This is a genomic window from Comamonas denitrificans (genome assembly GCF_042654745.1).
Classification (GTDB): Bacteria; Pseudomonadota; Gammaproteobacteria; order Burkholderiales; family Burkholderiaceae_C; genus Comamonas; species Comamonas denitrificans.
The window spans coordinates 1-25,332 of sequence record NZ_JBHSEY010000017.1; the positions used below are offsets into that span (position 1 = coordinate 1).

29 protein-coding genes and 1 pseudogene are annotated in these 25,332 nt (G+C 63.3%); 25 read left to right on the forward strand and 5 right to left on the reverse strand.

What is annotated here, in order from left to right:
• The 13 genes and pseudogenes from ACFO24_RS05030 to ACFO24_RS05090 form a co-directional block, all read left to right on the forward strand.
• Window positions 1-365, forward strand: a pseudogene (locus tag ACFO24_RS05030) (hypothetical protein); the annotation flags it as partial.
• Window positions 362-598, forward strand: a complete 237-nt coding sequence (locus tag ACFO24_RS05035; RefSeq protein WP_377737201.1) for a hypothetical protein — start codon at window positions 362-364, stop codon at window positions 596-598. The pseudogene ACFO24_RS05030 and the gene ACFO24_RS05035, both read left to right, overlap by 4 nt.
• Window positions 595-798, forward strand: a complete 204-nt coding sequence (locus ACFO24_RS05040; RefSeq protein ID WP_377737203.1) for a hypothetical protein — start codon at window positions 595-597, stop codon at window positions 796-798. Before ACFO24_RS05035 ends, ACFO24_RS05040 begins: the two co-directional genes overlap by 4 nt.
• Window positions 795-1,394, forward strand: a complete 600-nt coding sequence (locus tag ACFO24_RS05045) for a hypothetical protein (RefSeq protein ID WP_377737204.1) — start codon at window positions 795-797, stop codon at window positions 1,392-1,394. Before ACFO24_RS05040 ends, ACFO24_RS05045 begins: the two co-directional genes overlap by 4 nt.
• On the forward strand, window positions 1,391-1,741 hold the full coding sequence (locus ACFO24_RS05050; protein ID WP_377737205.1) for a hypothetical protein: 351 nt from the start codon (window positions 1,391-1,393) through the stop codon (window positions 1,739-1,741). Before ACFO24_RS05045 ends, ACFO24_RS05050 begins: the two co-directional genes overlap by 4 nt.
• Window positions 1,742-1,776: 35 nt before the next feature.
• Window positions 1,777-2,049 (forward strand): hypothetical protein, encoded by a 273-nt coding sequence (locus tag ACFO24_RS05055; protein ID WP_377737206.1) that lies wholly within the window; start codon window positions 1,777-1,779, stop codon window positions 2,047-2,049.
• Window positions 2,050-2,061: 12 nt separating this feature from the next.
• Window positions 2,062-2,682, forward strand: coding sequence for a DUF3164 family protein (locus ACFO24_RS05060; RefSeq protein WP_377737208.1), 621 nt, complete (start codon window positions 2,062-2,064; stop codon window positions 2,680-2,682).
• Window positions 2,682-3,146: a hypothetical protein gene (locus tag ACFO24_RS05065; RefSeq protein ID WP_377737209.1), complete on the forward strand. Its 465-nt coding sequence runs from the start codon at window positions 2,682-2,684 to the stop codon at window positions 3,144-3,146. The genes ACFO24_RS05060 and ACFO24_RS05065 overlap by 1 nt, the downstream gene beginning before the upstream one ends.
• Window positions 3,143-3,532, forward strand: a complete 390-nt coding sequence (locus ACFO24_RS05070; protein ID WP_377737211.1) for a DUF2528 family protein — start codon at window positions 3,143-3,145, stop codon at window positions 3,530-3,532. Before ACFO24_RS05065 ends, ACFO24_RS05070 begins: the two co-directional genes overlap by 4 nt.
• The gene (locus tag ACFO24_RS05075) at window positions 3,529-3,945 is read left to right on the forward strand and encodes a hypothetical protein (protein WP_377737212.1); all 417 of its coding nucleotides are present in this window, start codon (window positions 3,529-3,531) and stop codon (window positions 3,943-3,945) included. Before ACFO24_RS05070 ends, ACFO24_RS05075 begins: the two co-directional genes overlap by 4 nt.
• Window positions 3,942-4,838, forward strand: a complete 897-nt coding sequence (locus ACFO24_RS05080) for a recombination-associated protein RdgC (RefSeq protein WP_377737214.1) — start codon at window positions 3,942-3,944, stop codon at window positions 4,836-4,838. The genes ACFO24_RS05075 and ACFO24_RS05080 overlap by 4 nt, the downstream gene beginning before the upstream one ends.
• A gap of 220 nt (window positions 4,839-5,058) precedes the next feature.
• Window positions 5,059-5,523, forward strand: coding sequence for a regulatory protein GemA (locus ACFO24_RS05085; RefSeq protein ID WP_377737215.1), 465 nt, complete (start codon window positions 5,059-5,061; stop codon window positions 5,521-5,523).
• 29 nt (window positions 5,524-5,552) lie between these two features.
• Window positions 5,553-5,939: a Mor transcription activator family protein gene (locus ACFO24_RS05090; protein WP_377737217.1), complete on the forward strand. Its 387-nt coding sequence runs from the start codon at window positions 5,553-5,555 to the stop codon at window positions 5,937-5,939.
• A gap of 480 nt (window positions 5,940-6,419) precedes the next feature.
• Here ACFO24_RS05090 and ACFO24_RS05095 read toward each other — a convergent pair whose 3' ends face one another.
• Window positions 6,420-6,848: a hemerythrin domain-containing protein gene (locus tag ACFO24_RS05095; RefSeq protein ID WP_377737219.1), complete on the reverse strand. Its 429-nt coding sequence runs from the start codon at window positions 6,846-6,848 to the stop codon at window positions 6,420-6,422.
• A gap of 225 nt (window positions 6,849-7,073) precedes the next feature.
• Here ACFO24_RS05095 and ACFO24_RS05100 point away from each other — a divergent pair, with 225 nt between their 5' ends.
• Both ACFO24_RS05100 and ACFO24_RS05105 read left to right on the forward strand, forming a co-directional pair.
• A complete protein-coding gene (locus ACFO24_RS05100; protein WP_377737220.1) occupies window positions 7,074-8,279 on the forward strand; it encodes an NnrS family protein in 1,206 nt (401 codons plus the stop codon).
• A gap of 54 nt (window positions 8,280-8,333) precedes the next feature.
• Window positions 8,334-8,621, forward strand: a complete 288-nt coding sequence (locus ACFO24_RS05105; protein ID WP_207576280.1) for a DUF2249 domain-containing protein — start codon at window positions 8,334-8,336, stop codon at window positions 8,619-8,621.
• 116 nt (window positions 8,622-8,737) lie between these two features.
• Here ACFO24_RS05105 and cphA read toward each other — a convergent pair whose 3' ends face one another.
• Window positions 8,738-11,326, reverse strand: coding sequence for a cyanophycin synthetase (cphA, locus tag ACFO24_RS05110; RefSeq protein WP_377737221.1), 2,589 nt, complete (start codon window positions 11,324-11,326; stop codon window positions 8,738-8,740).
• Between the two features lie 78 nt (window positions 11,327-11,404).
• Entirely contained in the window at window positions 11,405-13,408 is a 2,004-nt protein-coding gene (locus ACFO24_RS05115) for a cyanophycin synthetase family protein (RefSeq protein WP_207576282.1), read from the reverse strand.
• Between the two features lie 102 nt (window positions 13,409-13,510).
• On the opposite strand from ACFO24_RS05115, the gene ACFO24_RS05120 reads away from it, so the two are divergent.
• From ACFO24_RS05120 to ACFO24_RS05130, 3 genes are all read left to right on the forward strand, one after another.
• The gene (locus tag ACFO24_RS05120) at window positions 13,511-15,784 is read left to right on the forward strand and encodes a cyanophycin metabolism-associated ABC transporter (protein ID WP_377737223.1); all 2,274 of its coding nucleotides are present in this window, start codon (window positions 13,511-13,513) and stop codon (window positions 15,782-15,784) included.
• 100 nt (window positions 15,785-15,884) lie between these two features.
• Window positions 15,885-16,346: a cyanophycin metabolism-associated DUF1854 family protein gene (locus ACFO24_RS05125; protein WP_377737224.1), complete on the forward strand. Its 462-nt coding sequence runs from the start codon at window positions 15,885-15,887 to the stop codon at window positions 16,344-16,346.
• A 169-nt stretch (window positions 16,347-16,515) separates the two neighbouring features.
• Complete coding sequence (locus ACFO24_RS05130) at window positions 16,516-16,974, forward strand: hypothetical protein (RefSeq protein WP_207575538.1); 459 nt, start codon at window positions 16,516-16,518, stop codon at window positions 16,972-16,974.
• 75 nt (window positions 16,975-17,049) lie between these two features.
• Here ACFO24_RS05130 and recJ read toward each other — a convergent pair whose 3' ends face one another.
• Both recJ and ACFO24_RS05140 read right to left on the reverse strand, forming a co-directional pair.
• Window positions 17,050-18,762 carry a single-stranded-DNA-specific exonuclease RecJ gene (gene recJ, locus ACFO24_RS05135; protein WP_377737225.1) on the reverse strand — a complete coding sequence of 571 codons (1,713 nt, stop codon included), beginning with the start codon at window positions 18,760-18,762 and terminating at the stop codon, window positions 17,050-17,052.
• Window positions 18,759-19,727 (reverse strand): phosphoglycerate mutase, encoded by a 969-nt coding sequence (locus ACFO24_RS05140; RefSeq protein ID WP_377737226.1) that lies wholly within the window; start codon window positions 19,725-19,727, stop codon window positions 18,759-18,761. The genes recJ and ACFO24_RS05140 overlap by 4 nt, the downstream gene beginning before the upstream one ends.
• Before the next feature lie 104 nt (window positions 19,728-19,831).
• Here ACFO24_RS05140 and ACFO24_RS05145 point away from each other — a divergent pair, with 104 nt between their 5' ends.
• The 7 genes from ACFO24_RS05145 (at window position 19,832) to ACFO24_RS05175 (ending at window position 25,214) form a co-directional block, all read left to right on the forward strand.
• Window positions 19,832-20,116: a BrnT family toxin gene (locus ACFO24_RS05145; protein ID WP_377737228.1), complete on the forward strand. Its 285-nt coding sequence runs from the start codon at window positions 19,832-19,834 to the stop codon at window positions 20,114-20,116.
• Window positions 20,100-20,384 carry a BrnA antitoxin family protein gene (locus ACFO24_RS05150; RefSeq protein ID WP_377737230.1) on the forward strand — a complete coding sequence of 95 codons (285 nt, stop codon included), beginning with the start codon at window positions 20,100-20,102 and terminating at the stop codon, window positions 20,382-20,384. Before ACFO24_RS05145 ends, ACFO24_RS05150 begins: the two co-directional genes overlap by 17 nt.
• 41 nt (window positions 20,385-20,425) lie before the next feature.
• Window positions 20,426-21,679: a lipoprotein-releasing ABC transporter permease subunit gene (locus ACFO24_RS05155; RefSeq protein WP_377737231.1), complete on the forward strand. Its 1,254-nt coding sequence runs from the start codon at window positions 20,426-20,428 to the stop codon at window positions 21,677-21,679.
• Window positions 21,672-22,358, forward strand: coding sequence for a lipoprotein-releasing ABC transporter ATP-binding protein LolD (gene lolD, locus ACFO24_RS05160; protein ID WP_207575541.1), 687 nt, complete (start codon window positions 21,672-21,674; stop codon window positions 22,356-22,358). The genes ACFO24_RS05155 and lolD overlap by 8 nt, the downstream gene beginning before the upstream one ends.
• Window positions 22,355-22,726 (forward strand): thioredoxin family protein, encoded by a 372-nt coding sequence (locus tag ACFO24_RS05165; protein WP_377737232.1) that lies wholly within the window; start codon window positions 22,355-22,357, stop codon window positions 22,724-22,726. Before lolD ends, ACFO24_RS05165 begins: the two co-directional genes overlap by 4 nt.
• An 8-nt stretch (window positions 22,727-22,734) precedes the next feature.
• The gene (locus ACFO24_RS05170) at window positions 22,735-23,571 is read left to right on the forward strand and encodes a TatD family hydrolase (RefSeq protein ID WP_377737233.1); all 837 of its coding nucleotides are present in this window, start codon (window positions 22,735-22,737) and stop codon (window positions 23,569-23,571) included.
• 128 nt (window positions 23,572-23,699) lie between these two features.
• Window positions 23,700-25,214 (forward strand): DegQ family serine endoprotease, encoded by a 1,515-nt coding sequence (locus ACFO24_RS05175; protein WP_377737234.1) that lies wholly within the window; start codon window positions 23,700-23,702, stop codon window positions 25,212-25,214.
• Window positions 25,215-25,332: the final 118 nt, after the last annotated feature.

Here is a 25,332-nt window from a genome sequence, read left to right on the forward strand (position 1 = left end):
GATTTTCGGGCACACAAGGGCAATGCCGTACTCGTTTGTGGCTCTACTACGGTGAAATATCCGGGCTAGGTATCAGTGCCGGGGCACTGAGCCAGGTACTGAACGCCACCGGCCTGTACGGCACCGGACAGGCAAACACCAGTCGCATCGCCAGCCGTGTCATCCACACCTATGGCCGCTATCCCTGCCCGTACCTGACGGACGAGGCAGGAGGGCAAGAGCAGGTGATCACTGCCGAGCAGTGCCGCACCTACGCCCACCGCCCCGCCCCCGGCAGCCCGCGCGAGATGAAGCACTGGCAAGCCTGCAACGCCTGCCTACACAAAGCGGCCTGCGCCCCGCTATTGGCCGCAAAGGAGATATGACCATGCACACCTACCGCCACACCTACCGCATCACCATCGCCCGCCCCGGCTACCTGGAGCGCGTGCGCATCAAGGAGTTTGCCGACATCTTTGCCGCCACCACCTGGGCGCAGCAGCGCTATGCCCACGCCCCCAGCGTGCGCCTGTGTGTTGAGCAGGTGCGCCTTGCCGATCTGACCGAGTTGCAGCAGGCTGCACTGGGGTTTGAGCGTGCGCAGGAGGCTACCCAATGAACGCCACCACCCGTAAACACCGCCGCCACCCGCTGGCCGCCCTGGTGCTGTGGCTGGGCAGCAGCTTGGCCGCCTGTTTGCTGGCCCTGGCCTTTGCGGTCACGGCTGCGCCAGCAGAGGCCCAGCTTGACAGCGCCTACGACGCTGGCGTAGCCCTGGGCTACACGCTGTGCAGCGCGGCACGGGAGGGCACGCAATGAGCGACTTGCACTGCCCCAACTGCGGCACAGAGCTGGACCTGGCCACCGCCTTTTGCGCCGAGACTGACCGCAAGGCGCTGGAACGCCTGGTGGCCACCAGCGTGCCCCTGGGAGCGCGGGTGCTGCAATACATTGGCCTGCACCAACCGGCCAAGCAGCGCCTGACGGCCGCCAAAAAAATCAAGCTGCTGCTGCAGCTGCTGCCCGACCTGGAGCGCCGGGCCATCACCCACCGGGGCCGTGACTGGCAAGCGCCACTGCCCGCGTGGGCGGCCGCCATTGACCAGATGCTGCTTTCGCGTGATGCAGGCAAGTTGGAGCTGCCCTTGAAGGGCCACGGCTACCTGTATGCCGTGATTGCCAGCAGCGCCGACCGCATTGAAGCCCAGGCCGAGCACCAGCGCGAGGCCGAGCGCGCCGCCGCAGCCCGCGCCCGTGCCCATAGCAGCGGCCAGCCCACCGATGCCGGGCAACTGCTGCAAGCCACAGCCCCTGCGCAGCCCCAGCAACCCCGCCCCGCATCCATCCCCGGCACCAGCCCCGGCGTGCTGGCCATGAAAGCAGAAATCGCCCGAAAGAAAGGACTCCAGCCATGAGTACGACCATCAACCCCGCCACCCCCAGCGCCCACCGCATCCACCGTGATGGCACCAGTGGCGATCTGGTCTTGACCACGCCCGCCTACCGCCCCCGCTTGGTGGGGCCCGCCCCAGTGCTGCCCCGGCGCGTTGATCTGGCCCCGCGCTCCAGCGGCCTGCCCGCCTACAGCCGTGCCACCCCCCGCCAGGGCGGCGGCACCTATGCGCCCAAGCCACGCCCTGCCAATGTGGTGCCCCCGGCCCGCTACGACCGCATGAGCGCCCCGCTGCTGCAAAGCACCCCCGAGCCTGCCCGCCGCCCTGGCGCGGATGACCACTACCGCTACGCCAGCCGTGGCTTTTAAACGCACCGCCGTGCCCAACTGAAAGGACAACCGCAATGACCATCACCCTGGAATACGAAGACGGCAGCGTCACGCAAGAGGAGTTTCAAAAAGAAGTCACCGAGCTGGGGAAAGCAGTTTTAGAGGCGCTGCAAAAACAGGGCCGCTGCCGCATCGGCGTAGTCCTCACCGTGCTGCTGCGCGTGCATGAGTTCACCGTCCTGCAACTGCCTCCGGATATGCAAGCGCACATTGCAAAGGACGTTGCCGACTACGCAGCCGACTTGAAAAAAGGCGGTGCCCCGCGCCCCATGCCCACCACCCACTGAAAGGAAAACACCATGCCTCATCCCAACACCATCCCCCCCGGCTACTGGCAAGATGCCAACGGCAACCTGGTGCCTGAATCCAAAGTCAAAGACATCGACAAGCTGCGCCACCAGGTGGTGACTGACCTGTGCGCCATGGCCCGCCAGCAGCGCGATGGCCTGCGCCAGTTCAAGCACGGCGCGTTTGGCGAGGTGGCCGCCCTGGTGGCCACCAGCCTAGAGCAGTACGGCGTAAAAACCGGCGGCGAAAAGGGTAACGTCACCCTGGTCAGCTTTGACGGGCGCTTTAAAGTGGTGCGCCACATGCACGACCACATCGTGTTTGGCGAGCAGCTCATGGCCGCCAAGGCGCTGATCGACCAGTGCGTCAAAACCTGGGCCGCAGGGGCCAGCGACAACATCATGGCCCTGGTCAATCACGCCTTCCAAACCGACAAGGAAGGGCGCATCAACACAGGCCGCGTCCTCTCCCTGCGCCGCCTGGATATTGCCGACAAGCAGTGGCAGGCCGCAATGGAGGCCATTGCCGACAGCATGACCACGGCCAGCACCACGGCCTACATCCGCTTTTACGAACGCGACCGCGCAGACCTGCCCTGGCGGGCGATTGCGCTGGACATGGCGGCGTTGTGATGGAGTTCGGCATGACAGCAAATCCTTTTAAAGCCGCTCGTTACGGGGACACCCAGTGCTATCACCAGACCGCAGAGGATCGCATCCGTGCCGTGCTGGACTTCGACCGTGCTGCTTGCACTGCAGCGCTGTTGTTGCCCGACCTGCAAAAGACTGTGGCAACAGCCGTCCAGCGCCGCCTGCGGTATCTGGACAAGGTAGCGGCCATCCTTGAATTTGAAGACCACGGCCAGGACTTCCTGCGCTGGGAGCTGGATGCCAAAGGGCGTGTGATCGGCTGTGGGCCTTTCCAGGCCTTCAGCTGGGTGGGCTGCCAAGTGCTGGTCTTTGAAAAACTCAAAGCTGGCGACAGCCTGTTCTATGAGCGCCGCAGCAAATCCGGGGGATGCAGCGGGGGTTCCATTCGCTACCCGCTTGCCAAAGTCACTTTTATCAATCCTCTTGAGCACCAGGAGAAAGCATGAGCAATATCAAAACCTATACGGCCAAAGCAACTTGGTACAACGATTCGGAAATCACGCTCCAAGTTAATCACGACATCTTGACTCCCGAGTTGGCCACTTTTATCAATGACTTCTGGGGTGAAAGCGGTGATCGCTTAAACGCAGAGGATGGCGATGTAGTCCGGGCTGTGATCCGCCTTTTTGCAGCACGTGCAATTTCTTGTTTGATGGGCCAAGGCGGTGCTTGTTTCGGAAGCAATAAGTTGGATAGCGGTATGTGGTGGACGAAAAAAGTTCTTGACGATCAAGGTGAAGGGTGGCCTGACGCTGAAGACCTCGGAATCTTGATTACCTCTTGCGCAATTGAATCGGTCGGCTTTGACGATGTTGAGCTGGAGGCCGCATGACCAACGCCCAAGCCCTTTTCCACCCCGACCAATGGCTGGATATGAAAGTTACCGAAGTCGTGCAACTGATGCACGAAGTGGGTGCTGGAAATCTGAAAATGCAGCTCTGCACCAAAGACGGCCAGCCCATGTTTGCCTTGGTGCTCATCCAGGGCGAAGACACCCAGGCACTGCTCGATGCCATGGAAGCCAAGGCCGACGCGCTGGATGCTGGACAGGCCGGAAACACACCTCCAGCGCTGCCTGGCCCTGATGCATGGAGTCAAGGGGCACGCTTCGCGCTCGAAGTTGTCTCAAAAGTGGACTCGCTTTGCTGGCTCACCGACAGCATGAAAGAAGTCTGTATCAAGCTGGCCGCAGAGGCCGTGATCGCCGAGCGTGACCGTCTTATCGCAGCCGGAGGTGCAGCATGATCAAAAACGCCATCATCTACAAGATCAGTAAAGACTGGCCTATTTACATCGGGGTGCTGGAAGATGCCCTGAAAAAAAACATCTTCCAACCCTGCACGCCCAGCCAGGAAAAATCTGAGGGCTGGGTGCCGCCCCGTGGCGAAGCCCACGGCGCACTGGTCGAGAGCGTGGGCGGCCAATGGATACTGCGCTTTCACACTGAAATCAAACTGCTGCCCACCAGCGTGGTGCAAAAGCGCGTGCAGGAAAAGTGCGATGCCATTGAACGCGAATCGGGGCGCAAGCCCGGCAAGTGGGAGCAGCGCGATTTAAAAGAAGAAGCCCGCCTGGACTTGCTGCCTCAAGCCTTCACCAAGGAAAGCCGCACATGGGTCTGGATTGACCCACAGGCCAGCACCCTGGTAGTGGACACCAGCAGCCAGGCCCAGGCCGATGCTGCAGTCACTAGCCTGGTCGAGTGCCTGCCGCCAGGCTTTGCACTGGCCCTGCTGAATACGCAGACCAGCCCGCAAGCTGCGATGGCGCAGTGGCTGTTGGAGCAGGAGGCACCCGAGGGTTTTTACATCGGCCAGGAATGCGAGCTGAAGGCCAGCGGCGACAGCGGGGCTGTGGTGCGCTATGGCCGTCACCCTCTCGATATTGAGGAGGTGCGCCAACACATCGAGCAGGGCAAATTGCCAACAAAACTTGCCCTGACGTTTGATGGCCGCGTCAGCTTTGTGCTGACCGACGGTCTGCGCCTACGCAGCATTCAGCTGCAAGACGTGGCGCGGGACGATGACGGTGCTGAATCCGGCTTTGATGCTGACGTGGCGATCATCACTGGCGAGCTGGCCCGGCTTCTGCCTGCGCTGACCGTGGCCCTGGGCGAGGAAGGTGGTGCATCAGTATGAGCAAGCTTGGAGCTTTGAAGAAGACGGTCGGGTACGAAGGCAACGTACCGCGCTGTGCGATATGCAAGCACTACCGGGAGGCAAAGATACGCCTTGGCACAAACAGCCAGACGTACCGAAAAAACCAACACTGCAAGCGGTATTACTTCACCGTCACACCGAATGCAATCTGCAACGATTGGAATGGTAAAGATGGTTCTGTTTTAGACGGGGCTTTTGTATGAGCACCCGCCGCTTTACTGCAACCACCAATCAGTCCAAAGCGGCGGCCCAGCGCAAACGCGAGCTGGGTCACATCCACCAGGGCCGCGCCGCCCTGGGCTGGAGCGAGGACGATTACCGCTACCACCTGCATCAACTGACAGGCCACAGCAGCAGCGCTGACATGGATGCGGCTGGCCGCGCCAAGGTGCTGGCGCACATGGCGACCCTGGGCTACAAGCCCAAATCCAGCGCGTTTAAACCTTTTACGCAGGCCGCAAAAATACAGTGGCTCTGGCGCAAGATTGATGAGCATGGTGGCCTGCATGACCCCTGCCATACCGCGCTGATGGCATTTGTCGCCCGCACCACCGGCATGCAGGTGGACTCGCTGGACTGGCTTCCTGTTCTCGAGGCCTCGAACACCATCGAGGCGCTCAAAGCCATGCTTGACCGCGCCAAACGAGCGCAACGCCGCCCATGATTCAGCTGGCCGACCTTGCTGACACTCGTATGCTGCCCCCGCTGCTGCAGGACTTCGAACGCCTGATCGGCCTACAAGCAACGCTGGCACTGGTGCAGGCATACGGTGGCCTGCGCATCTACATCCCCACTCCGGCCAGGGCGCAGCCGGATCATCCGATAGCCAAGATCATCGGCCACACAAACCTGCTGGCCTTGGCCGAGGTGTATGGGGCCGAGAGCCACTTTCAACTGCCCAAGGCCCACCGTGCCCTGGTGGCCTTGCGCAATGCCCGCATCACCAAGGCCTATCTCACTGCAAACACATCTCGAGAGCTGGCCGCAGAATACAACCTGACAGAGCGCCACGTAGAGCGCATCGTGGCGGCAGCTGGCATTAAAGCCCCTGCTGATCGGCAGCAGGCACAGCTTTTTTAAACGCATGTAAGCGACGTTTAAAAGCCGTCCGAGTTAAATTAAGTCGGACATCGCATCCACCAAGGCGAAAAACGCCGCAAGTCATTGATAACAATGTTTTTAAAAAGTCGGACGTTTGATTTACGTCCGACTTTTTTTTGTCCGACTTAGCAGCAGTTTTCTGCGGCCTTCCTGTCACCGCCAAAACCCCTGCAACCCCGCGCCACAGCGTCACTTTCACTCTATAGCACCCCTGGGCCATTCCAATACGGAATCTGCCCGTTTTGGCCGTTTAATGCCTTTACACGGCCCATTTCGCGCCAAAGTGCATTTTTCTCAAAAAATAGCGCAACCCATTGCCACATTTAGAGATTTTTGACTTCTTCCACCTTCTTTCCTGTGCCAATACGAGCAGTCCCCCACTATTGATGATCACGTTCGTGATTGCCAGGTTCCGCTGCAGGCTGCGTGCCTTACAAAGCGAACCGGCATTGGCGCACCTCACGCCACGGCGTTGGTTTGCGCCTCTTCAATGCGCGGGTAGAACTCGCGGTTTTCCCGCTGCATGCGCTCATAAACACGCTTGAGCACGGTATTGGCATCGTTGCGAAAGCCTTGCGGGTCGCTGCGCAAGCGCTCAGCCGTGTTCCAGCGGCGGGCAAAGCCATCAAACGCTTGGGCAATCGGCCCCATATCGTCCTGAAACTGTTGCCCCAGCCGCGCCAAGGTGGCATCGCCGCTGCGCTGCAAGGCCGGGTAAAGCGCTTTGTCTTCTACCGCCAAATGCAGCTTGATCAGTGAGCTGAAGCTGATGATGCCCTGCGCAATCGCAGTCGCATCGACTTCCACCCCAGCATGGGTCAAAGAGCGCAACTGATCAATGCGCGACAGGATATCCACGTGTTGGTGCTTGAATTTTTCGATGTTCATAAAGGATCTCCAGAAAAGGAAAAGAGCGAGGGAAAGTACGGCTTTAAAACGTGTATTTCCGAAGAATCTTATTGCGCTGGACGGCAGCCTCGAAAGTGTTACTTTTCGCATCCACAACCTGATCCGGGAAAATTGCCGCAGGCTATGACGCAAATCAAAAGATTTATGTAGAATAAATCTTATTATTTTCAGCACCTACCCCGCGCCCACCAGGGATAGATTTTTATGCCGCACACCTCGCCCCATCTGTCACCCATCCCGCCGCAAGCGCCCCCCCCTTTGACGGGCTGGCCGCTGCTGCGTCTGGGTTTTCGGCCGTTTTATCTCTTGACGGCCTTGCTCGCCTGCATCTCGGTGCCGGTGTGGATGGCCGCATTTTTGGGGTACATGCCGCTGCAGTTGCCCCTGTCCGGATTGCTATGGCACGGGCACGAAATGCTGTTTGGGTTTGCCGTGGGGGTGATTGCCGGGTTTTTGCTCACCGCCGTCAAAGCCTGGACAGGGCATATGACCGCCCGCGGCCCCTTGCTGGCCGCGCTGGTATTGCTTTGGTTGGCGGGCCGCATTGCCGCGGTGTGCGCTCCGTACACCGTCTTTGCGGTGGTGGATATGCTGTTTTTGCCAGCAGTGGCCGTTGTGCTGCTGCGCGTTTTATTCAAATCGGGCAATACGCGCAATATCCCGTTGATTTCTTTGCTCTTATTAATGAGCGTGGCCAATCTGTGCTTTCACCTCACACAACTTAACTTGGTCGATTGGGATCCGCTGCGCCCGCTGTACGCCGAGCTGGGGCTGATTTTGATGGTGGTTTCCGTCATGACCGGGCGGGTGGTGCCCATGTTCACCCGCAATGTCACCCCTGGGTTGGTCATCAACACCTCGCGCTCTTTTGAGCTGGGCCTGCTGGCAGTGACGGGGGTGACCCTGCTGCTGTGGGTGGGCGCTGCCCCGGCGGCACTGGTGGCAGCGGCGTGTGCCATCACCGCGGTGCTGCACGCCATTCGCCTGTACCGCTGGAGCCCCTGGGTCACGCTCAAACGCCCCATCCTGTGGATTCTGCACCTGTCCTACCTGTGGATGCCGATTGGTTTTGCTATGCTCGCTGGTGCCGAGCTGGGCTGGATGCGCACGACGTTTGCCATCCACGCCCTGACCGTCGGGGTGATTGGCGGTTTGATTATTGGCATGCTCACCCGCACAGCCCGGGGCCATACCGGCCGCCCATTGCAAGCGTCGCGCGGCGAGACCGTGGCCTATGCGCTGGTGCTGCTGGCCACGGTGATTCGGGCGGTGGTGCCGGCCCTGGTGCCCGCGTGGTACCCCCGCGCGATTGAGATTTCGGCCACCTTCTGGGCTTTGGCCTTTGCGATTTACTTGGTGATTTACACCCCGTGGCTGCTGCGTTCTCGCCTGGATGGCAAGGACGGCTAACAACGCAGCTACGCTCCCCCTGACACTGACTGCTCTTTCTGAAAGGTTTTCCCCATGAGCTCTGTGATTGACGTTCGCACCATCGAACCCCGTCTGCGCCACGCGCAAATTTTTGGCCAATTTGACGCTTTGGAGACCGGTGACTCCATCACCATCGTGAACGACCACGATCCGGTACCGCTGCGCTTTCAGCTGGAGTCGCGCACGCCAGGCCAAGTGCAGTGGGCGTATGACCAAGCCGGCCCCGACCTGTGGCGCGTGGTGATTACCAAAACCCAAGGCGCGGCCGAAGACCCGCATGCCAACGGCGGCTGCTGCTCCGGCGGCGCTTGCGGCGGTTAATAACGATAAACCCTCTTAAATTGCACTTTTCACAGGCTCCTGCGGGAGCCTTTTTTTATATAAAAAAGGCTGCTAACGCAATGTAGGATTGCGTTAGCAGCTCTACTTTTTAAACATCAAACGCTGGCAATGCGCTGCTGCAAGTGGGCCAGGGCCTCTTCCACCTGATCGACCAGCACCAGGCACAGGTCGCCTGGGGCCAAACGCTCCAGCGCGTGGTCGATGGCGGCAAATTCGCCGTGGATTTCGGTGCTGTAGCGCGTGCGCGGTGCCCCTTCCAGGCCCTGGCGCAGCAGGGCCAGCACCTCGCCATCGGCGCGGCCGCGCTGGCAGGCATCCTGGTAAAGAATCACCTCGTCAAAGGCGGCGCCCAGAATGCGCGTCTGCTCGATGATGTCCTGGTCACGCCGGTCCCCCGCGCCGCTGATGACCACGCTGCGCTTGTTCCCAGGCATGGCATCGACCGCTTGCACCAGGGCGCGAATGGCATCGGGGTTGTGGCCATAGTCGGCAATGATGGTGGCCCCCCGGTAGTCCATGACGTTAAAGCGCCCAGGCGCGTTGGCACTGTCATTGTGAAAGCTGGCCAGCCCCCGGCGAATCGTCTCCCAAGGCAAGCCTGCGGCCCAGGCAGCGGCGACCGAGGCCATGGCGTTGTCCACCTGAAAGCCAATCGCGCCGTTGTGCGTGAGGGGAATATCGGCCAGGGCAATGCTTTCTTTCATGCCCCCCTCGGCGGCGACGATGCAGGCCTTGGCGGGGTCCACGTACACCACCCGCTGCCCTTGGGCACGGTGGGTGGCCATGATGGGGTGGTGGCGGTCGGCACCAAAGAAAATCACTTGCCCCGTGCACACCCGGGCCATGGGGGCCACGTGCGGGTCCATGGCGTTGAGCACGGCGTAGCCATTGGGAGCGACGTTTTGCACGATAACGCGCTTTAGCACCATCACATCTTCCACCGTGGTGATGTAGTTCAGCCCCAGGTGGTCGCCCTCGCCCACGTTGGTGACCACGGCCACCTGGCAGCGGTCAAAGCCCAGCCCCTCGCGCAGCACGCCGCCCCGGGCGCATTCGAGCACCGCCGCGTCCACCTCGGGGTGGGCCAGCACGTTGCGCGCGCTTTTGGGGCCGGAGCAGTCGCCGCTGTCGATCTGGCGGCCGGCCACGTACACACCATCGGTATTGGTCATGCCCACGCGCAGGCCTTGGGCGGCAAAAATATGGGCAATCAGCCGGGTGGTGGTGGTTTTGCCGTTGGTGCCCGTCACCGCCACGACCGGGATGCGGCCATCGTCGTGCGCCGGGAACAGCAGATCAACCATGGGCTGGCCCACATTGCGGGCTTTGCCAAACGAGGGGGCCAGGTGCATGCGCAGGCCGGGGGCGGCGTTCACTTCAACGATGCCGCCGCCCTGGGCCTCCAGGGGCTTGAGCATGGATTCGGCAATCACATCCACGCCACAAATGTGCAGCCCAATGCTGGCCGCCGCCTCAATGGCGCGGGCGGCAATGGTGGGATGCACGTCATCGGTCACGTCGGTGGCACTGCCGCCGGTGGACAGGTTGGCGTTGTTGCGCAGCACCACGCGCTGGCCCTGGGTGGGAATGCTGTCCGGGGTGAGCCCTTCGCTGGCCAAGCGCCCCAAGGCGATATCGTCCAGGCGGATTTTGGTCAGCGCCGTGCCATGGCCACTGCCCCGGCGCGGGTCTTGGTTGACCTGTTCGACCAACTGGGCCACGCTGTGTACGCCATCGCCCAGCACCTGCGGCGGATCGCGCCGGGCGGCAGCGACCAGTTGGTTGCCCACCACCAGCAGACGAAAATCGTGGCCGGGCAAAAAGCGCTCCACCATCACTTGGCTGCCGTAGGCCAAGGCCGTGGCGTAGGCCGCTTCCAATTGGGGGCGGGTGGTGATGTTCACCGTCACGCCTTTGCCTTGGTTGCCGTCTTGGGGTTTGACGACCACGGGCCAGCCTTCGGCCAGGCCCACCTCCTGCGCCACGGCCCAGGCATCCTGCACATCCACCACCGGGCGGCCCAGCGGCACGGGCACCCCGGCGGCGTGCAGCAAGCGCTTGGTTAAATCTTTGTCTTGCGCAATGGCTTCGGCCACGGAGCTGGTCTGATCGACCTCGGCCGCTTGAAACTTGCGCGCCTTGCTGCCCCAGCCCAGTTGCACCAGGCTGCCAGCGGTCAAGCGCTTGAAGGGGATGCCCCGGGCCACGGCGGCATCAACGATGGATTGGGTCGAGGGGCCCATGCGCTCGTGCTCGTCCAGCTCGCGCAGCTCGGCAATGGCGGCGGGGGCATCAAAAGGCGTGTCGTTGAGCGCAGCCTGCACCAGCGCATCGGCTAACTCAATGGCGCGGCGGCCCACGGCCTCTTCGGTGTATTCAACGACGACCTGGAAGGTATTGGCCTCGACCGTGGCGTGCGTGCGGCTGAAGGTGACGGGGCACCCGGCCTGGGCTTGCAGCGCCAAAGCGGCGGACTCCAGCACATGGCCGATGGACAGCAAGTTGTCCATGCCCTGCGCTTGCAGACTGCCGATGGCAGGAAAACGGGCCCGCACCCGCGTCTCAAAATGCGCGATTTGGGTGAAATCACACTCCTGCTCCGTGCAGTGCACGATGCACTCGATGGCCGTGTTGCGGCTCCACAAATTGGGGCCACGCAAAGCGCGGATACGAGAAATGTTCATAGTGCGTTCCGTTGTATTAGCAATGTAAATGGATATAAAACGATATGAAAACGTTGTTTATCAAGCGCAAAGCGCTATTTATTCAATAACAAACGTTTTCAGCCCGGCGGCCAGCAACTCGGGGCTGATGTCCAGCGCCCAGGCACACGCAACGGCGGCCAGCAAGGCGCTGGGGGTGGGCACTTTGGCCGCTGCCGGGCTTAATGCGCTGAGGCTGCCCAGACGGCGCTCGCTACGGCCCTGGGCCAGGATGACTTCGCCCTGCTGCACCAGCACGGCCCGCCCGCCCTGCTCGCGGTGCGCGGCCAAGTGCGGGTTGTGGGCCTGCTCGCTGTACAGCAGCACTTGCCCATCGCACAGGCTGGCCAGCTCGGCCACGGCATCGTCGTCGGCATTGAGCACGCCCATGCCTTGGCTCAGCACCACATCAATTTGCGTGCGCAAGACGCGGCGCAGGTCGCCCGCTTCATGCACATCGTGGTCCGCCAGCCCTTCCCAGCCGCCCCAATCGGTCACCAGGCCGACCTGGCAGCGGTCGTAGGCCAGGCCTTCTTCCAGAATCGAACGGGCCGTGGTTTGCACCACCGCCGCTTCAGCCAAGCGATTGACCAGCAAACGGTGCGCCGCCTGCCAGCGCGTGTGGTCGCCCGCTTGGGTCAGGCGGCCATTGAGGTAGCTGCCCTGGCTACACGCTACGCCCGTGCGTTTGCCCGCCAGCTGCAGCAGCCACCCCGTCATGCGGGCAATCCAGGCGTTGTGCTGGGTGCCGACGATGCCGACCACGGGGATGCGGGCGGCCAGGCCGTCTTGGTCCGGCTGGGCGCTGTCCGCCGCCGGAAAGAGGTGCTGCACAATCGCCTCGCCCACCGGCTGGGGCACGCCCTGGCTGGGGCGCAGGTGCATCAGCAGCCCAGGGCCACCATTGACTTCCAAAATCGCACCGCCTTGCCCGGCCAAGGGCTGATCAATGTGCTGGCAGACCAAATCGACCCCGGCAATGTCCAGCCCCACCACTTTGGCCGCCAAAGCGGCCAGGTACGCCGTATCGGCATGCACTTGGGCCGTGCAATCGACGGTGGCCATGGCCGCACGGGGGTTGGCGCTGCCCTGCGGGTATTCCCCGCGCGAGGCCGCCACCAGCTTGCCACCCACCACCAGCAAGCGGTGTACGGTGCCCGGAATATGGCGCTCGACCATCACATGCCGGGTCACGGCACGGGCCGCTGCGTAGGCGCTGCGCACCTGCGCCTCGGTGGTCAGGTTGATGCCCACGCCTTCACCCTTGTTCGAGTTGTAGGGCTTGACGGTGACGGGCAGGCCAATGTCCTGCGCCTCGTCCCAGGCCTCGTCGGCGCTGCCGACCAGCTCCCACTCGGGCACCGGCACGCCGGCCGCTTTGAGCAGCTGCTTGGCCAGGTCTTTGTCTTCGCTGATGCCCAGGCCAATGGCGCTGGTCTTGTCGGTTTCCGTGCTCCAGATGCGCCGCTGCGCTGCGCCGTAGCCCAGCTGCACCAGATTGCCATCGTTCAGGCGGATAAAGGGAATGCGCCGCTGCGCTGCCGCATCGACGATGCTGGCCGTACTCGGCCCCAGGTAACGCGCCTCGATGGCCTGCTCAATGGCGGCCACGGCGGTGGGCACATCAAAAGGCTGGTCATTGATCGCCGCCATGATGAGGGCGTGGCCCTGCTGCAGCGCCACTTTGGCCACCAATTCTTCGGGGCAGCGAAACACCATGCGGTACACCCCGCGCTGGCGCACGCTGCGGGTTTGGCCAAACTCAGCGCTCATACCTGCCAGGTTGAGCAGCTCGATGATGGTGTGCTCCAGCACATGGCCGCACCACGTGCCTTCTTGCAAGCGCTCTAAAAACCCGCCCCGGTGGCCCACGCCGCAATGGTGCTCGACCAAACCGGGCAGCCAGGCCGTCAGGCGCTCGTTAAAGCCGGGCAGCAGGTTGGAGGGGTAGTCCTCCAAAACGCCCAAATCCAGCCAAACTTCCAGCACAGGACGGTAAGTCCAAATGCTGGGGCCGCGCAGGTAAGTGGTTCGAAGCAGTTGTATGTCTTGAAAATGGGCCATAACGCTCTGTCAGCCAAAATGCAGTGTGCTGCGTTTGGAAACGACCGCCGCGCGTAAAAACCTTGACAGGTTCCAGGCCCGGCCGGCACTAAAAGAATCACCATGCAACCACCCCAGATAGACAATCAAGCCCGCCTGCAGGCGCTGCTGGCACCCCAAGAGAACGTACAAGAAGCCTTGGTGGTTGACCTTAGCCACGACTTGCGCTTTAGCCCCAGCAGCTTGGTGCTGACCGACACCCGCCTGCTGGCCCTGGATGGCACGACCAGCGCCCCGGCCGCCCAGTCGTGGCCCCTGCGCCCCGACCTGCAGCTGCGCATGAGCGACCACGCCGGCGTGGGCACCCTGGAGCTGCACGACGGCCAGCAACGCCTGGCCCTGTGGCGTTTTACCCTGCAACACCAAGCCCAGGCGCTGCGGCTACAACTGCGCTTTGCCGCCCTGTGCGCGGCCCTGGGCACCGACCAGTGGCACGCGGTGCGAACCCCCACCCCCACGCCCTGCTGCCCCGATTGCGGCCAAACCCTGCCCCCCGATAGCGATGAATGCCCGGCCTGCGCCCGCCAGCCCCAAGAAAAATCCTCCACCTGGGTGCTGCTGCGCGTGGGCCGCTTTGCCAAGCCCTATAAAGGGCAGCTGCTTTTGGGCCTGATGCTGACCCTGCTGGGCACGGCCGCCACCTTGGTGCCACCGTATTTGACGATGCCCATCCTGGACGACATCCTCATCCCCTACCAAAACAACCGCCAGGCCATTGACCCACAGCTGGTCGCCCTGTACCTGGGCGGCTTGCTGGCCTCGGCCATTTTGGCCTGGGGCCTGGGCTGGGCCCGCACCTGGGTGATGGCCAAAGTCTCAGAGCGCATCGGCGCCGATATGCGCACCACCGTCTATGCCCACATGCTCAACCAGTCGCTGGAATACTTTGGCAGCAAGCGCACCGGTGACCTCATGAGCCGCATCGGCTCGGACACCGACCGCATCAACATGTTTTTGTCGCTGCACGCGCTCGATTTCATCACCGACGTGGTGATGATGGTGATGACCGCCGCCATCCTCATCAGCATCAACCCCTGGCTGGCCCTGGTCACGCTGGTGCCGCTGCCCTTCATCGTCTGGCTGATTCACAAAGTGCGCAGCCGCTTGGCCATTGGCTTTGACCGCACCAGCCGCGTTTGGGCGGAAATCACCAACGTGCTCTCGGACACCATTCCCGGCGTGCGCGTGGTCAAAGCCTTTGCCCAAGAGCAGCGCGAGATGCAGCGCTTTGCCCGCGCCAACCAGCGCAACCTGCAAGCCAACGACCGCGTAAACAAAATCTGGGCGCTGTTCTCGCCCACCGTGGGGCTGATGACCGAAATCGGCCTGCTGTTTGTCTGGGCCTTTGGCATCTGGCTGGTGGCGCACGACCAAATCACCGTGGGCGTGCTCTCGGCCTTTATTGCCTACATCGGGCGCTTTTACACCCGGCTGGACTCGATGAGCCGCATCGTCAATATCACGCAAAAATCGGCCGCTGGGGCCAAGCGCATTTTTGACGTGCTCGACCAGGTCAGCAGCGTGCCCGAGCCCACCACCCCCGCCACCCTGCCCCAGCCCGTGCAAGGGGCCATCACGCTGCAGGACGTGGGCTTTCGCTACGGCAGCCGCCAAGTCATCCGCCAGCTCAACCTGCACATCCGCCCGGGCGAAATGATCGGCCTGGTCGGCCACAGCGGCTCGGGCAAATCCACGCTGGTCAACCTCATCAACCGCTTTTACGACGTGACCGAAGGCAGCATCCAGCTCGACGGCATCGACGTGCGCCGCCTGGCCGTGGCCGACTACCGGCGCAACATCGGCCTGGTGCTGCAAGAGCCGTTTTTGTTTTTTGGCACCGTGGCCGAGAACATCGCCTACGGCAAGCCCGAGGCCACGCGCCAGGAAATCGTCGCCGCCGCCCGCGCCGCACATGCGCACGACTTCATCCTGCGCCTGCCGCACGGCTACGACTCGGTGGTGGGCGAGCGCGGCCAGGGCCTCTCGGGCGGCGAGCGCCAGCGCATCAGCATCGCCCGCGCCCTGCTCATCAACCCGCGCCTGCTCATCCTGGACGAGGCCACCTCGGCCGTGGACACCGAAACCGAAAAAGAAATCCAAAAAGCCCTGGACAACCTGGTGCAAGGGCGCACCACAATTGCCATTGCCCACCGCCTCTCCACCCTGCGCAAGGCCGACCGGCTGGTGGTGATGGACCGGGGCGAAATCGTCGAAGTCGGCCCGCACGACGAGCTCATGGCCGCCCAGGGCGCGTACTGGCGGCTGTACCAAGCCCAGGCCCGCCGCGCCGAAGAAGATGCCCATGCCGCCGGCCTGGTGCTGGCCCAAGATCAATAAAACAGAAGCTGCACGCGCTTGTATATCAATCAATTAAAGGCTTTATCTTTATAAAAACCTTGTAGATCAAGCGCAAACAGCTCTTTATTTAACCAAGCCTATGTCCATCACCCTCTACCACAACCCCCACGGCCAACTGTGCTGGCGGGCCCCCGATGGCACCGAGCACCGTGGCCTGGTGCCCGTGCGGGCCTTTCCCATCCAGGCCCCCCAAGAAGGCATCTCCTTGGTCGGCCCCGATGGCAAAGAAGTGCTCTGGGTAGCCCACCTGAACGAGCTGCCACCGGCCACCCGCCAAGTGCTGGAAGCCAGCCTGGCCGAGCGCGAATTTATCCCGGTGATTGAGCACATCGACGCCGTCGATTCCATCTCCACCCCCAGCCACTGGCAGGTCCGCACCGATCGGGGCCCGGCCACCTTGGTGCTCAAGGGCGAGGAAGACATCCGCCACCTCAGTGCCCAGCACCTGCTCATCACCAGCCGCGAAGGCGTGCAGTTTCGCATTCCCGATTTAAGCCAGCTGGACCGCCCCTCGTTCAAACGCATCGAACGTTTTCTCTGAACTTTGCGCCGCCGTGGCCGATATCCCCTACAGGCGGCACAGGCCGGGGGGATGTAAAAAATTGCAACCACGCTAAACTTTGGCTGAAGCCTTCCGATAAGGCGTACGAGGAACCGTTATTTTTATTCAAATATTTGATGTAGTTTGATTTTTTCACGAGAGGCACACCATGCAAATTTCACCACTAGACCGCCAACCCATCGAATGGGCCAACCCGCAAGGTGCCAATTTGTATTCCACCGGTGCCTCGGGGCCTGCCGCCGTGCGCCCCCCCCACGCGGTCAATGCCGTGGAATCGACCGACAAACTGGGCGAAGGGGTGACCGTCAGCATCAAAACCCCAGAAAAGCCCACCGATGCCAGCGCCCAAGACCTGGACTGGACGGCCAAGCCCGAAGAGTTGGAAACGAAAAAATCGCTCAAGGAAATTCAAGAAGAGCAGAACAAAGAGCCTTTGTCCAAGCAGCTCATCGAATTCATCCAGTCCATGTGGCGGGCCAGCGCCATGGCGGTAGAGGCGGCCGAGCAAGCGCAAAAAACCGACCAGCAAGAGCGCAATATGCTGCAGGTGCGCACCCAGCCCCTCACCTACGAAGAGCCCAAAGTCAAACGCACCGGCGGGCTGTAAATGGCTGCACAACACCCCCGTACCCCACCCCACCGCCTGCTGCCCTAGCAGGCGGTTTTTTTATGGGTCAGCCTGTTAGCTTTGCAGTGCCCCCTCGACCAGAAACTGCACCTTGCGCTCGCCCTTCCATTCGTTGATGTCCAGACGAAAGGCCAGGTGCTCCCAAGCGTCCAGCGGCTCGGTGCGGCCAAACCAGATGCCATCGACCACCTCGCCCTGGTGGCGCAGCTGCAGCTTCAGGTGTTTTTCGCCCACCAGGCGCTGCGAGACAATTTCCATGTCCTCGCTGAACGTGGGCGGCTCAAAGCCCTGGCCCCAGACTTGCAAATTGAGCTGTTCGACCACGGCCGACTGGCGAAACTCGGCCGGCAGTGCGCCATCGGTGTGCAGGCAACGGGTGAGCACGTCGGCACTGAGCAGCTCCTGCGCCACCTGGGCAAAGGCGCTGCTAAAGCGCTCGAAATGTTCCATGCGGATGGTGCAACCAGCGGCCATGGCGTGGCCGCCAAAGCGCAGCAACACATCGGGGTGGCGCTTGGCGAGCAAATCCAGCGCATCGCGCAAATGAAAACCGGGGATAGAGCGGCCCGAGCCCTTGAGCTCATGCGTCTTGCCCTCGGCCTGGCTGGCGGCAAACACAAAGGTCGGGCGGTGCAGCCGGTCTTTGATGCGCGAGGCGACGATGCCGACCACGCCTTCGTGAAATTCGGGGTCGAACACGCTGATGGCCGCCGGGGCGCTGCCGCTGTCCTGGCACAGCCCCTCGGCCAAGGCAAAGGCTTGCTGGCGCATATCGCCTTCCAGGTGCTGGCGCTGGCGGTTGATGCGGTCCAGCGCCTGGGCCAGTTCCAGCGCCTGGCCAAAGTCGTCGGTCAGCAGGCACTCAATGCCGATGGTCATGTCCGCCAAGCGCCCCGCCGCATTGATGCGCGGCCCCAGGGCAAAGCCAAAATCCTGCGTGCTGGCTTGCTGCCAGGTTTTGCCCGCCGCCTGGTACAGCGCCCGCATGCCGGCGGGCATGTGGCCTTTGCGAATGCGCAGCAGCCCCTGATCGACCAGGCGGCGGTTGTTCGTGTCCAGCCGCACCACGTCGGCCACGGTGCCCAGGGCCACCAGGGGCAGCAGGGTATCGAGCTTGGGCTGGGGCGCGGCGGCGTAGGCCCCGCGTTCGCGCAGCAGCGCCCGCAGCTGCAGCAGCACATAAAACATCACGCCCACCCCCGCCAGGCTTTTGCTGGCAAAGCTGCAGCCGGGCTGGTTGGGATTGACCATGGCCTCGGGCGTGGGCAGCTCGCTGCCAGGCAGGTGGTGGTCGGTCACCAGCACCTGCAGGCCCAGGCGCTGCGCCTCGCGCACCCCGGCGATGCTGCCGATGCCGTTGTCCACGGTGACCAGCAGGCCGTAGCCCTGGGCGGCCACGCGCCGGGCGATGGCGGGCGAGAGGCCGTAGCCGTCCTGCACCCGGTCGGGCACTTCGTAGCTGACGTGCTGCGCCCCCAGCATGCGCAGACCGCGCACGGCCACGGCGCAGGCGGTGGCACCGTCGCAGTCGTAATCGGCCACGATGCAGATGCGTTGCTGCGCGGCAATGGCCTGGGCCAGCAGCTGGGCGGCGGCCTCAATGCCCTTGAGGCCACTGGGCGGCAGCAGGTGCTGCAGGCCGGTGTCCAGCTCCTGCGGAGATTGCACGCCCCGCCCGACAAACAAACGCGCCAGCAGCGGCGCAACGCCGTTTTGCACCAGCGCATCGACCTGGGCCTGGGAAATTTCCCGTTCAATGATTTTCATAGCTGGTTGCGCAGAGAATTAAATGTTTTTGGCTTAAAAAAGCTCTGAAATCGCTGTATCAAAGCGGAACGCGCTCTTTTAAAGTGCAGCGCTTGGGCTTCGCCGCACAGCGTCAGCGTGGCTTGACCACCGGCGCGCACATGGGCCAGCAGCTGGGCAATCGGCCCAGCCTCGGCCTGCTGCCAGGCCTGCTTCCAGGCGGCCCAGTCTTGGCGCAAGGCGGCTTGGCGCAGGCCATCGATCAGGAGGATGGGTGTGGGGATGGGGGTGGCCCCCTGCGCCAGCGCCCCGGCCCCGTGCAGCCAAAAGCCATTGACGGGCGGCAGCCCCCGCGCCTCGCGCGCGTCGTTGAAGGGGTGGCTGTACAGCAGCATTTGCGCCTCGCTGTGCAGGCGCTGAAAGGGCTGGGTCTGCGGCAGCCAGCGGCTGGCATCGCGCAGCAGCACCCGGTCGAGCGATGCGGTGCTTAAACCGGCCAGCGGTGCGCCGCTGACGCGCCACAGCAGGGGCTCCAGCACTTGCAATTGCAGCCCGTCCTCGGCCCACCAGGGCGCCAGGATGGCGCACAGCGCCTGCGCCTCGGCCAGGGTGAACTGCAGCTGCGCCGGGTCGTCCAGCCGCACCTGGTCGGCCCCGGCGTGCAGGTGGCAGGGCGTGAGCCAGGCATGGGGCAGCCCTGCTGTCGCGCCCACCGCCGCCCAGGCGGGGGCGGCCGCGTTCAACCCCCAGGCTTGCGCCACGGCGCGTTCGTGCGGGGGAATGGGAAAGTCGTACTCCTGCCCATCGCGCTCGGTCTCCTGCAATAAAGCCAGCAGCGCATCGAGCTGCGGCGTGGCCACGGCCGGAGCGTTTTCGGCCGCCGCATAGGGCAAGATCAGGTGGGGCGCGGCGGCCACAGGGGCGCGGTTGGGCCCATCAAGGGGCGCAGGCAGGGCAAAAGGCAAGGGCAGGTCGGCAGCAGGCATGGGGGGTGATTGTCGCCAAACTGGCGCAGGGCTGCCCGGTGGGTGGGCAATTTGCGCTGTGGGTCTGCTTTACTTTTGTGTAGACAAATGGGTACACTTTTGCCATGAAGATCGCTGGCTTTGACTGGGATGATGGCAATTGGCCCAAGTGCGGCAAGCACGGGGTGACACGCGAGGAAATCGAGCAGGTGTTCACTGGCACACCTGCGGTGCAGCCCGACCCGTTCCCGGATGAGCCGCGTATGCGTGCCATCGGTAAAACAGCGGCGGGGCGCTACGTGTTCGTCGTATTCATGCTGCGGCAAGTGGAAGGCTTGCCCAGGCTGCGCCCGATCAGCGCCCGCTACATGCACCAGAAGGAGATCGACCACTATGAACGCCAAAACTAAACCCCTGCCCAGCCTGCGCAGCGATGCCCAGGCCGAGGCATTCGTCGCCAGTGCCGATTTGACGGAATACGACCTGTCCGGCTTTCGGCCCATGCGCTTCGAGATTGCAAAAAAAGAGGCCGCGCTGAACATGCGCCTGCCTGCCGCCTTGCTGGATGCCGTCCGTGCCAAGGCCAGGGCGGCCGGGATTCCGTATGCACGGTATGTGCGCATGGTGCTGGAAGCCGACATCGCCCAAACGCCCGAACCGGTCAAACCGCGCGACTGAAACGTTCTGACGATACTGGCTAATGCCACAATCCACCCGCTATGCAAATACCTTTTGAAATTGCCTTGGGCTGGCGCTATACGCGGGCGGGGCGGGCCATGCGGCGCAATGGCTTTATCTCGTTCATCTCGGGCGCGTCGATGCTGGGCATTGCGCTGGGGGTGGCGGCGCTGATCATCGTTTTAAGCGTGATGAACGGCTTCCAAAAAGAGGTGCGCGACCGCATGCTCAGCGTGGTTTCGCACATCGAAATTTTTGCCCCCAATGGCCAGCCCATGCAGGACGTGGCCGGGGCCATGGCGCAGGCCAAGCAGCATCCTGAAGTGGTGGGCGCGGCCCCCTTTGTGGCCGCCCAGGCCCTGCTGGCACGCGGCGAGGACATGCAGGGCGTGCTGGTGCGCGGCATTGACCCCGCACACGAGGGCGAGGTGACCGATCTGGCCGCCACCAACACCGAGGTGCTGCAAGCCTTGCAGCCGGGCAGCTTTGCCATCGTGCTGGGCGTGGAGCTGGCGAAAAACCTGGGCGTGGCGGCGGGCGATACCGTCACCCTGATCGCCCCCAGCGGCCAGGTCACCCCGGCCGGTGTGGTGCCGCGCATGAAGCAGATGCAGGTGGCCGGGGTGTTCGACTCGGGCCATTACGAGTACGACGCGAACATGGCCATGCTGCACTACCAAGATGCGCAGAAGGTTTTTCGCCTGGAAGGCCCAACAGGCGTGCGTTTAAAGCTACAAGATTTACACCAAGCCCCGCGCGTAGCCAAAGAGCTGGCCAGCCAGTTGCAAGAATTTTTGTACCTGCGCGACTGGACGCAGCAAAACAAAACCTGGTTTGCCGCCGTGCAGGTGGAAAAACGCATGATGTTCATCATCCTCACGCTGATCGTGGCGGTGGCCGCGTTCAACCTGGTGTCCACCCTGGTGATGACGGTGCAGGACAAGCGCTCGGACATCGCCATCCTGCGCACCCTGGGCGCATCGCCCGCCTCCATCATGGGCATTTTTGTCGTGCAAGGGGCAATGGTGGGCGTGCTGGGCACGCTGGGCGGGTTGGCGCTGGGGCTGCTGGTGGCGTGCAATATTGACGTGATCGTTCCGGCCATCGAGCAAGCGCTGGGCGCGAGCTTTTTGCCCAAAGACATTTACCTCATCAGCCGCATGCCCAGCGAGCCGCTGGCCAGCGACATCGTGCCGATTGCGCTGATCGCCCTGCTGCTGGCCTTTGTCGCCACCCTCTACCCCAGCTGGCGCGCCAGCCGCGTGAACCCTGCGGAGGCCTTGCGCTATGAATAACAAAGCAAACACCGTCGTTTTGGCCGCCCAGGGCCTGTCCAAACGCTTTGACGACGGCGCGGTGCAAGTGCAGGTGCTGCAGGGTGTGGACATCCAGGTGCATGCGGGCGAGACGCTGGCCATCATCGGTGCCAGCGGCTCGGGCAAAAGCACGCTGCTGCACCTGCTGGGCGGCTTGGACGCGCCCAGTGCCGGCCAAGTGGTGCAACTGGGGCGCAATCTGCACAGCATGAACCCGCGCGAACAAGGCCAGTGGCGCAACCAGCACCTGGGCTTTGTGTACCAGTTCCACCACCTGCTGCCTGAATTTACCGCCCAGGAAAACGTCGCCATGCCCCTGCTCATCCGCCGCATGGAGCGAGCGCAGGCACTCAGCCAGGCCGATGCCATCCTGGCCGCCGTCGGCCTGGGCCAGCGCACGGCGCACAAACCGGCCCAGCTGTCTGGTGGCGAGCGCCAACGCGTGGCGATTGCCCGCGCCCTGGTCACGCAACCGGCCTGCGTGCTGGCCGACGAGCCCACCGGCAATCTCGACCGCAGCACGGCCGACAACGTGTTTGCCCTGATGCTGGAACTGGCCCGCGCCCGGGGCACCGCCTTTGTACTGGTCACCCACGACGAAACCCTGGCCGCACGCTGCGACCGGCAACTGCGCCTGGTGCAAGGGCAGCTGCAATGAGCATGGGCACGCGCCCCGGCACCACCCTTTGGCAGCCCATCGCCGATTGCACCGACTTGCAAACCCGGCTGCCGTCAGCGCCCACAGCGCTGGTGCTGTGGGGCGGTGCGCACTGCGGGGTGTGCCAAGCCATTGCGCCGCGCTTGGCCGCCATGGCCGCCGAACATTTCCCACAGCTGCCCCTGCTCTACGTGGACTGCCAGGCCACCCCCGCCGCCTGCGCCCAATACGGCGTGTTCACCCTGCCGGTGCTGCGCCTGTACGTGAACGGGCACAGTGCGCTGGAATACGCCCGCGCCTTTGGCGTGGCCCAGGTGCAGCAGGAGGTGGCAGCGGTGCTGGCGCGGCTGGCAGCGCTGGAGGATTGAAGAGCGCCATGCCCCTTTCCTGGATCGACACCCACTGCCACCTGGACGCGCCCGCGTTCGCCGCCGACCGCCTGGCCGTGCGGGCCGCAGCGCGGGCTGCCGGGGTAGCGCATTGCGTGCTGGTGGCGGTAGAGCGCAGCAACTGGCAGGCGGTACGCGATCTGGCGCACGCCACGGGGGACAGCTACGCGCTGGGCATTCACCCGCTGTTTACCCCGCAGGCGCAGGAGAGCGACATCGCCGCGCTGCGGGCCCAGCTGGAGCAGTGGCAGGGTGACCCGCAGCTGGTGGCGGTGGGCGAGATTGGGCTGGATTTTTTCGTCCCCGCGCTCACCACGCCTGCGGCCCGCGCCCGGCAGGAATGGTTTTATGCGCAGCAGGTGCATTTGGCGCAGGAGCTGGCGCTGCCGGTGATCGTGCATGTGCGCCAAAGCAGCGATGCGCTCTTGAAAGTATTGCGGGCCACGCCTGTTATTAGCGGCATTGCACATGCTTTTAATGGAAGTTTGCAGCAAGCTCAAGCGTTTACAGCTCTTAACTTTAAACTGGGCTTGGGTGGGGCCATGACCCATGCCCGGGCGCTCAAGCTGCGCGATCTGGCCCAGCGCCTGCCGCTGGACAGCCTGGTGCTGGAGACCGATGCCCCCGACATGCCCCCGCAGTGGCTCTACCGCACCGCCGCCGAGCGTGCCGCTGGCCAGCCCCAAGGGCGCAACACCAGCGCCGAACTGCCGCGCATTGCCCAGGTGCTGGCCGACTTGCGCGGCCTGCCGCTGGCCGCCTTGGCACAGGCCACCACCGCCAACGCCCGCGCGGCGCTGCGGGGGCTGCCCGCTTACCCCTAAGATCAACCCCGTTCCACCCCCCTGCGCTACGCGGAAGAATTTCGCCCGCTGGGGAACAAACCAGCGCTCAGCAGCTTCTGAACAAGCCTCTTGCTGATGAAAAAATGTCCAAAGAAAGGATACCCCCCATGCCCCGATTCAAACCCCTGCACGCCGCCTTGCTGTCCATTGCTTTTCTGGGTGGAGCCGCTGGCGTAGCAGGTTGGGAACATTTCTCGCCTCCGCTGGCGGCCGCCCAGGCCCAGGCCCCGGCGGCCAATCCGCTGTTGGTGCAAGGCCTGCCCGATTTCAGCCCCCTGGTCGATGCCGTCGGCCCCTCGGTGGTGAATATCCGCACCATGGAAAAAGTCACCCGCCAAGGGGTGGAGTTCCAGGGCTTTCCGGGCATGGACCCGGACATGCTCGAATTCTTCCGCCGCTTTGGCCTGCCCGTGCCGAATATGCCGCCCCAGCAACGCCCCGGCCCCCAGGGCAACGAGGGCGGCGATGACGGCGAGAGCCAGCCCAGCGGCGTCGGCTCGGGCTTTATCCTGAGCAGCGATGGCTACATCATGACCAACGCCCACGTGGTCGAGGGTGCCAGCGAGGTCATGGTCACCCTGGCCGACAAGCGCGAATTCAAGGCCAAAATCGTCGGGGCCGACAAACGCACCGACGTGGCCGTGGTCAAAATCGACGCCAAGGGCCTGCCCGCCATCAAAATTGGCGATGTCAATCGCCTGAAAGTGGGTGAATGGGTCATGGCCATTGGCTCGCCCTTTGGGCTGGAGAACACCGTCACCGCCGGCATCGTCAGCGCCAAGCAGCGCGACACGGGCGATTACCTGCCGTTTATCCAAACCGACGTGGCCATCAACCCCGGCAACTCCGGCGGGCCGCTGATCAATATGCGCGGCGAAGTGGTCGGCATCAACAGCCAAATCTACTCGCGCTCGGGCGGCTTTATGGGCATCAGCTTTGCCATCCCCATGGATGAAGCCATTCGCGTCAGCGACCAACTGCGCGCCACCGGCAAAGTCTCGCGCGGGCGCATTGGCGTACAAATTGGCCCCGTCGATAAAGAGGTGGCCGAATCCATCGGCCTGGGCAGCGCCACCGGGGTCTTGGTGTCGGCGGTCGAGCCCGACTCGCCCGCGGCCAAAGCCGGTTTACAAGCGGGCGATGTGATCGTGCAGTTCAACGGCACCAAGATCGACAAAGTCTCCGACCTGCCGCGCCTGGTGGGCAACACCAAGCCGGGCAGCAAGGTCAGCCTGACCATTTTCCGCCGGGGCAAGCAGCAGCAACTGGCCATCACCGTGGCCGATGTCCCGGCCGATGAAAGCCAAGTCGCCCAAGCCCCTGAGGCCAGCGGTGCCACGGCCAACGCCAAAACTTTGGGCCTGCGCGTCACCGACCTGACGGCAGCGCAGAAAAAAGCCTTGGGCGTGCGCGGCGGGGTGCAAGTGGCCGAAGCCAGCGGCCCGGCCGCGCGGGCCGGTATACGCCCCGGCGATGTGGTGCTGGCCATTGCCAACACCGAGGTGGCCAGCGTGAAAGACTTTGAAGCCGCCTTGGCCAAGGCCGACCAAAGCAAGCCGGTCAACGTCCTGGTGCGCCGCGATGAATGGGCACAGTACCTGCTGATTCGCCCGCAAAAATAAAGCAGCACCAGCAAAGGGGTGGGCTTGGGTAAAATGCGCTGTTTTTTTGCAGGCTTACCCGCCCATGCCTGCCCCTGACTGTGCGGCCGCTGGCCCAGCGGTCTTCCACCTCCCAGCC

What these genes read in the sequence shown, in the direction of transcription:
- ACFO24_RS05035 (WP_377737201.1), top strand. Translation starts at nt 362, where the DNA reads ATGACCATGCACACCTACCGCCACACCTACCGCATCACCATCGCCCGC.
- ACFO24_RS05040 (WP_377737203.1), top strand. Translation starts at nt 595, where the DNA reads ATGAACGCCACCACCCGTAAACACCGCCGCCACCCGCTGGCCGCCCTG.
- ACFO24_RS05045 (WP_377737204.1), top strand. Translation starts at nt 795, where the DNA reads ATGAGCGACTTGCACTGCCCCAACTGCGGCACAGAGCTGGACCTGGCC.
- ACFO24_RS05050 (WP_377737205.1), top strand. Translation starts at nt 1,391, where the DNA reads ATGAGTACGACCATCAACCCCGCCACCCCCAGCGCCCACCGCATCCAC.
- ACFO24_RS05055 (WP_377737206.1), top strand. Translation starts at nt 1,777, where the DNA reads ATGACCATCACCCTGGAATACGAAGACGGCAGCGTCACGCAAGAGGAG.
- ACFO24_RS05060 (WP_377737208.1), top strand. Translation starts at nt 2,062, where the DNA reads ATGCCTCATCCCAACACCATCCCCCCCGGCTACTGGCAAGATGCCAAC.
- ACFO24_RS05065 (WP_377737209.1), top strand. Translation starts at nt 2,682, where the DNA reads ATGGAGTTCGGCATGACAGCAAATCCTTTTAAAGCCGCTCGTTACGGG.
- ACFO24_RS05070 (WP_377737211.1), top strand. Translation starts at nt 3,143, where the DNA reads ATGAGCAATATCAAAACCTATACGGCCAAAGCAACTTGGTACAACGAT.
- ACFO24_RS05075 (WP_377737212.1), top strand. Translation starts at nt 3,529, where the DNA reads ATGACCAACGCCCAAGCCCTTTTCCACCCCGACCAATGGCTGGATATG.
- ACFO24_RS05080 (WP_377737214.1), top strand. Translation starts at nt 3,942, where the DNA reads ATGATCAAAAACGCCATCATCTACAAGATCAGTAAAGACTGGCCTATT.
- ACFO24_RS05085 (WP_377737215.1), top strand. Translation starts at nt 5,059, where the DNA reads ATGAGCACCCGCCGCTTTACTGCAACCACCAATCAGTCCAAAGCGGCG.
- ACFO24_RS05090 (WP_377737217.1), top strand. Translation starts at nt 5,553, where the DNA reads ATGCTGCCCCCGCTGCTGCAGGACTTCGAACGCCTGATCGGCCTACAA.
- ACFO24_RS05095 (WP_377737219.1), bottom strand. Translation starts at nt 6,848, where the DNA reads ATGAACATCGAAAAATTCAAGCACCAACACGTGGATATCCTGTCGCGC.
- ACFO24_RS05100 (WP_377737220.1), top strand. Translation starts at nt 7,074, where the DNA reads ATGCCGCACACCTCGCCCCATCTGTCACCCATCCCGCCGCAAGCGCCC.
- ACFO24_RS05105 (WP_207576280.1), top strand. Translation starts at nt 8,334, where the DNA reads ATGAGCTCTGTGATTGACGTTCGCACCATCGAACCCCGTCTGCGCCAC.
- cphA (WP_377737221.1), bottom strand. Translation starts at nt 11,326, where the DNA reads ATGAACATTTCTCGTATCCGCGCTTTGCGTGGCCCCAATTTGTGGAGC.
- ACFO24_RS05115 (WP_207576282.1), bottom strand. Translation starts at nt 13,408, where the DNA reads ATGGCCCATTTTCAAGACATACAACTGCTTCGAACCACTTACCTGCGC.
- ACFO24_RS05120 (WP_377737223.1), top strand. Translation starts at nt 13,511, where the DNA reads ATGCAACCACCCCAGATAGACAATCAAGCCCGCCTGCAGGCGCTGCTG.
- ACFO24_RS05125 (WP_377737224.1), top strand. Translation starts at nt 15,885, where the DNA reads ATGTCCATCACCCTCTACCACAACCCCCACGGCCAACTGTGCTGGCGG.
- ACFO24_RS05130 (WP_207575538.1), top strand. Translation starts at nt 16,516, where the DNA reads ATGCAAATTTCACCACTAGACCGCCAACCCATCGAATGGGCCAACCCG.
- recJ (WP_377737225.1), bottom strand. Translation starts at nt 18,762, where the DNA reads ATGAAAATCATTGAACGGGAAATTTCCCAGGCCCAGGTCGATGCGCTG.
- ACFO24_RS05140 (WP_377737226.1), bottom strand. Translation starts at nt 19,727, where the DNA reads ATGCCTGCTGCCGACCTGCCCTTGCCTTTTGCCCTGCCTGCGCCCCTT.
- ACFO24_RS05145 (WP_377737228.1), top strand. Translation starts at nt 19,832, where the DNA reads ATGAAGATCGCTGGCTTTGACTGGGATGATGGCAATTGGCCCAAGTGC.
- ACFO24_RS05150 (WP_377737230.1), top strand. Translation starts at nt 20,100, where the DNA reads ATGAACGCCAAAACTAAACCCCTGCCCAGCCTGCGCAGCGATGCCCAG.
- ACFO24_RS05155 (WP_377737231.1), top strand. Translation starts at nt 20,426, where the DNA reads ATGCAAATACCTTTTGAAATTGCCTTGGGCTGGCGCTATACGCGGGCG.
- lolD (WP_207575541.1), top strand. Translation starts at nt 21,672, where the DNA reads ATGAATAACAAAGCAAACACCGTCGTTTTGGCCGCCCAGGGCCTGTCC.
- ACFO24_RS05165 (WP_377737232.1), top strand. Translation starts at nt 22,355, where the DNA reads ATGAGCATGGGCACGCGCCCCGGCACCACCCTTTGGCAGCCCATCGCC.
- ACFO24_RS05170 (WP_377737233.1), top strand. Translation starts at nt 22,735, where the DNA reads ATGCCCCTTTCCTGGATCGACACCCACTGCCACCTGGACGCGCCCGCG.
- ACFO24_RS05175 (WP_377737234.1), top strand. Translation starts at nt 23,700, where the DNA reads ATGCCCCGATTCAAACCCCTGCACGCCGCCTTGCTGTCCATTGCTTTT.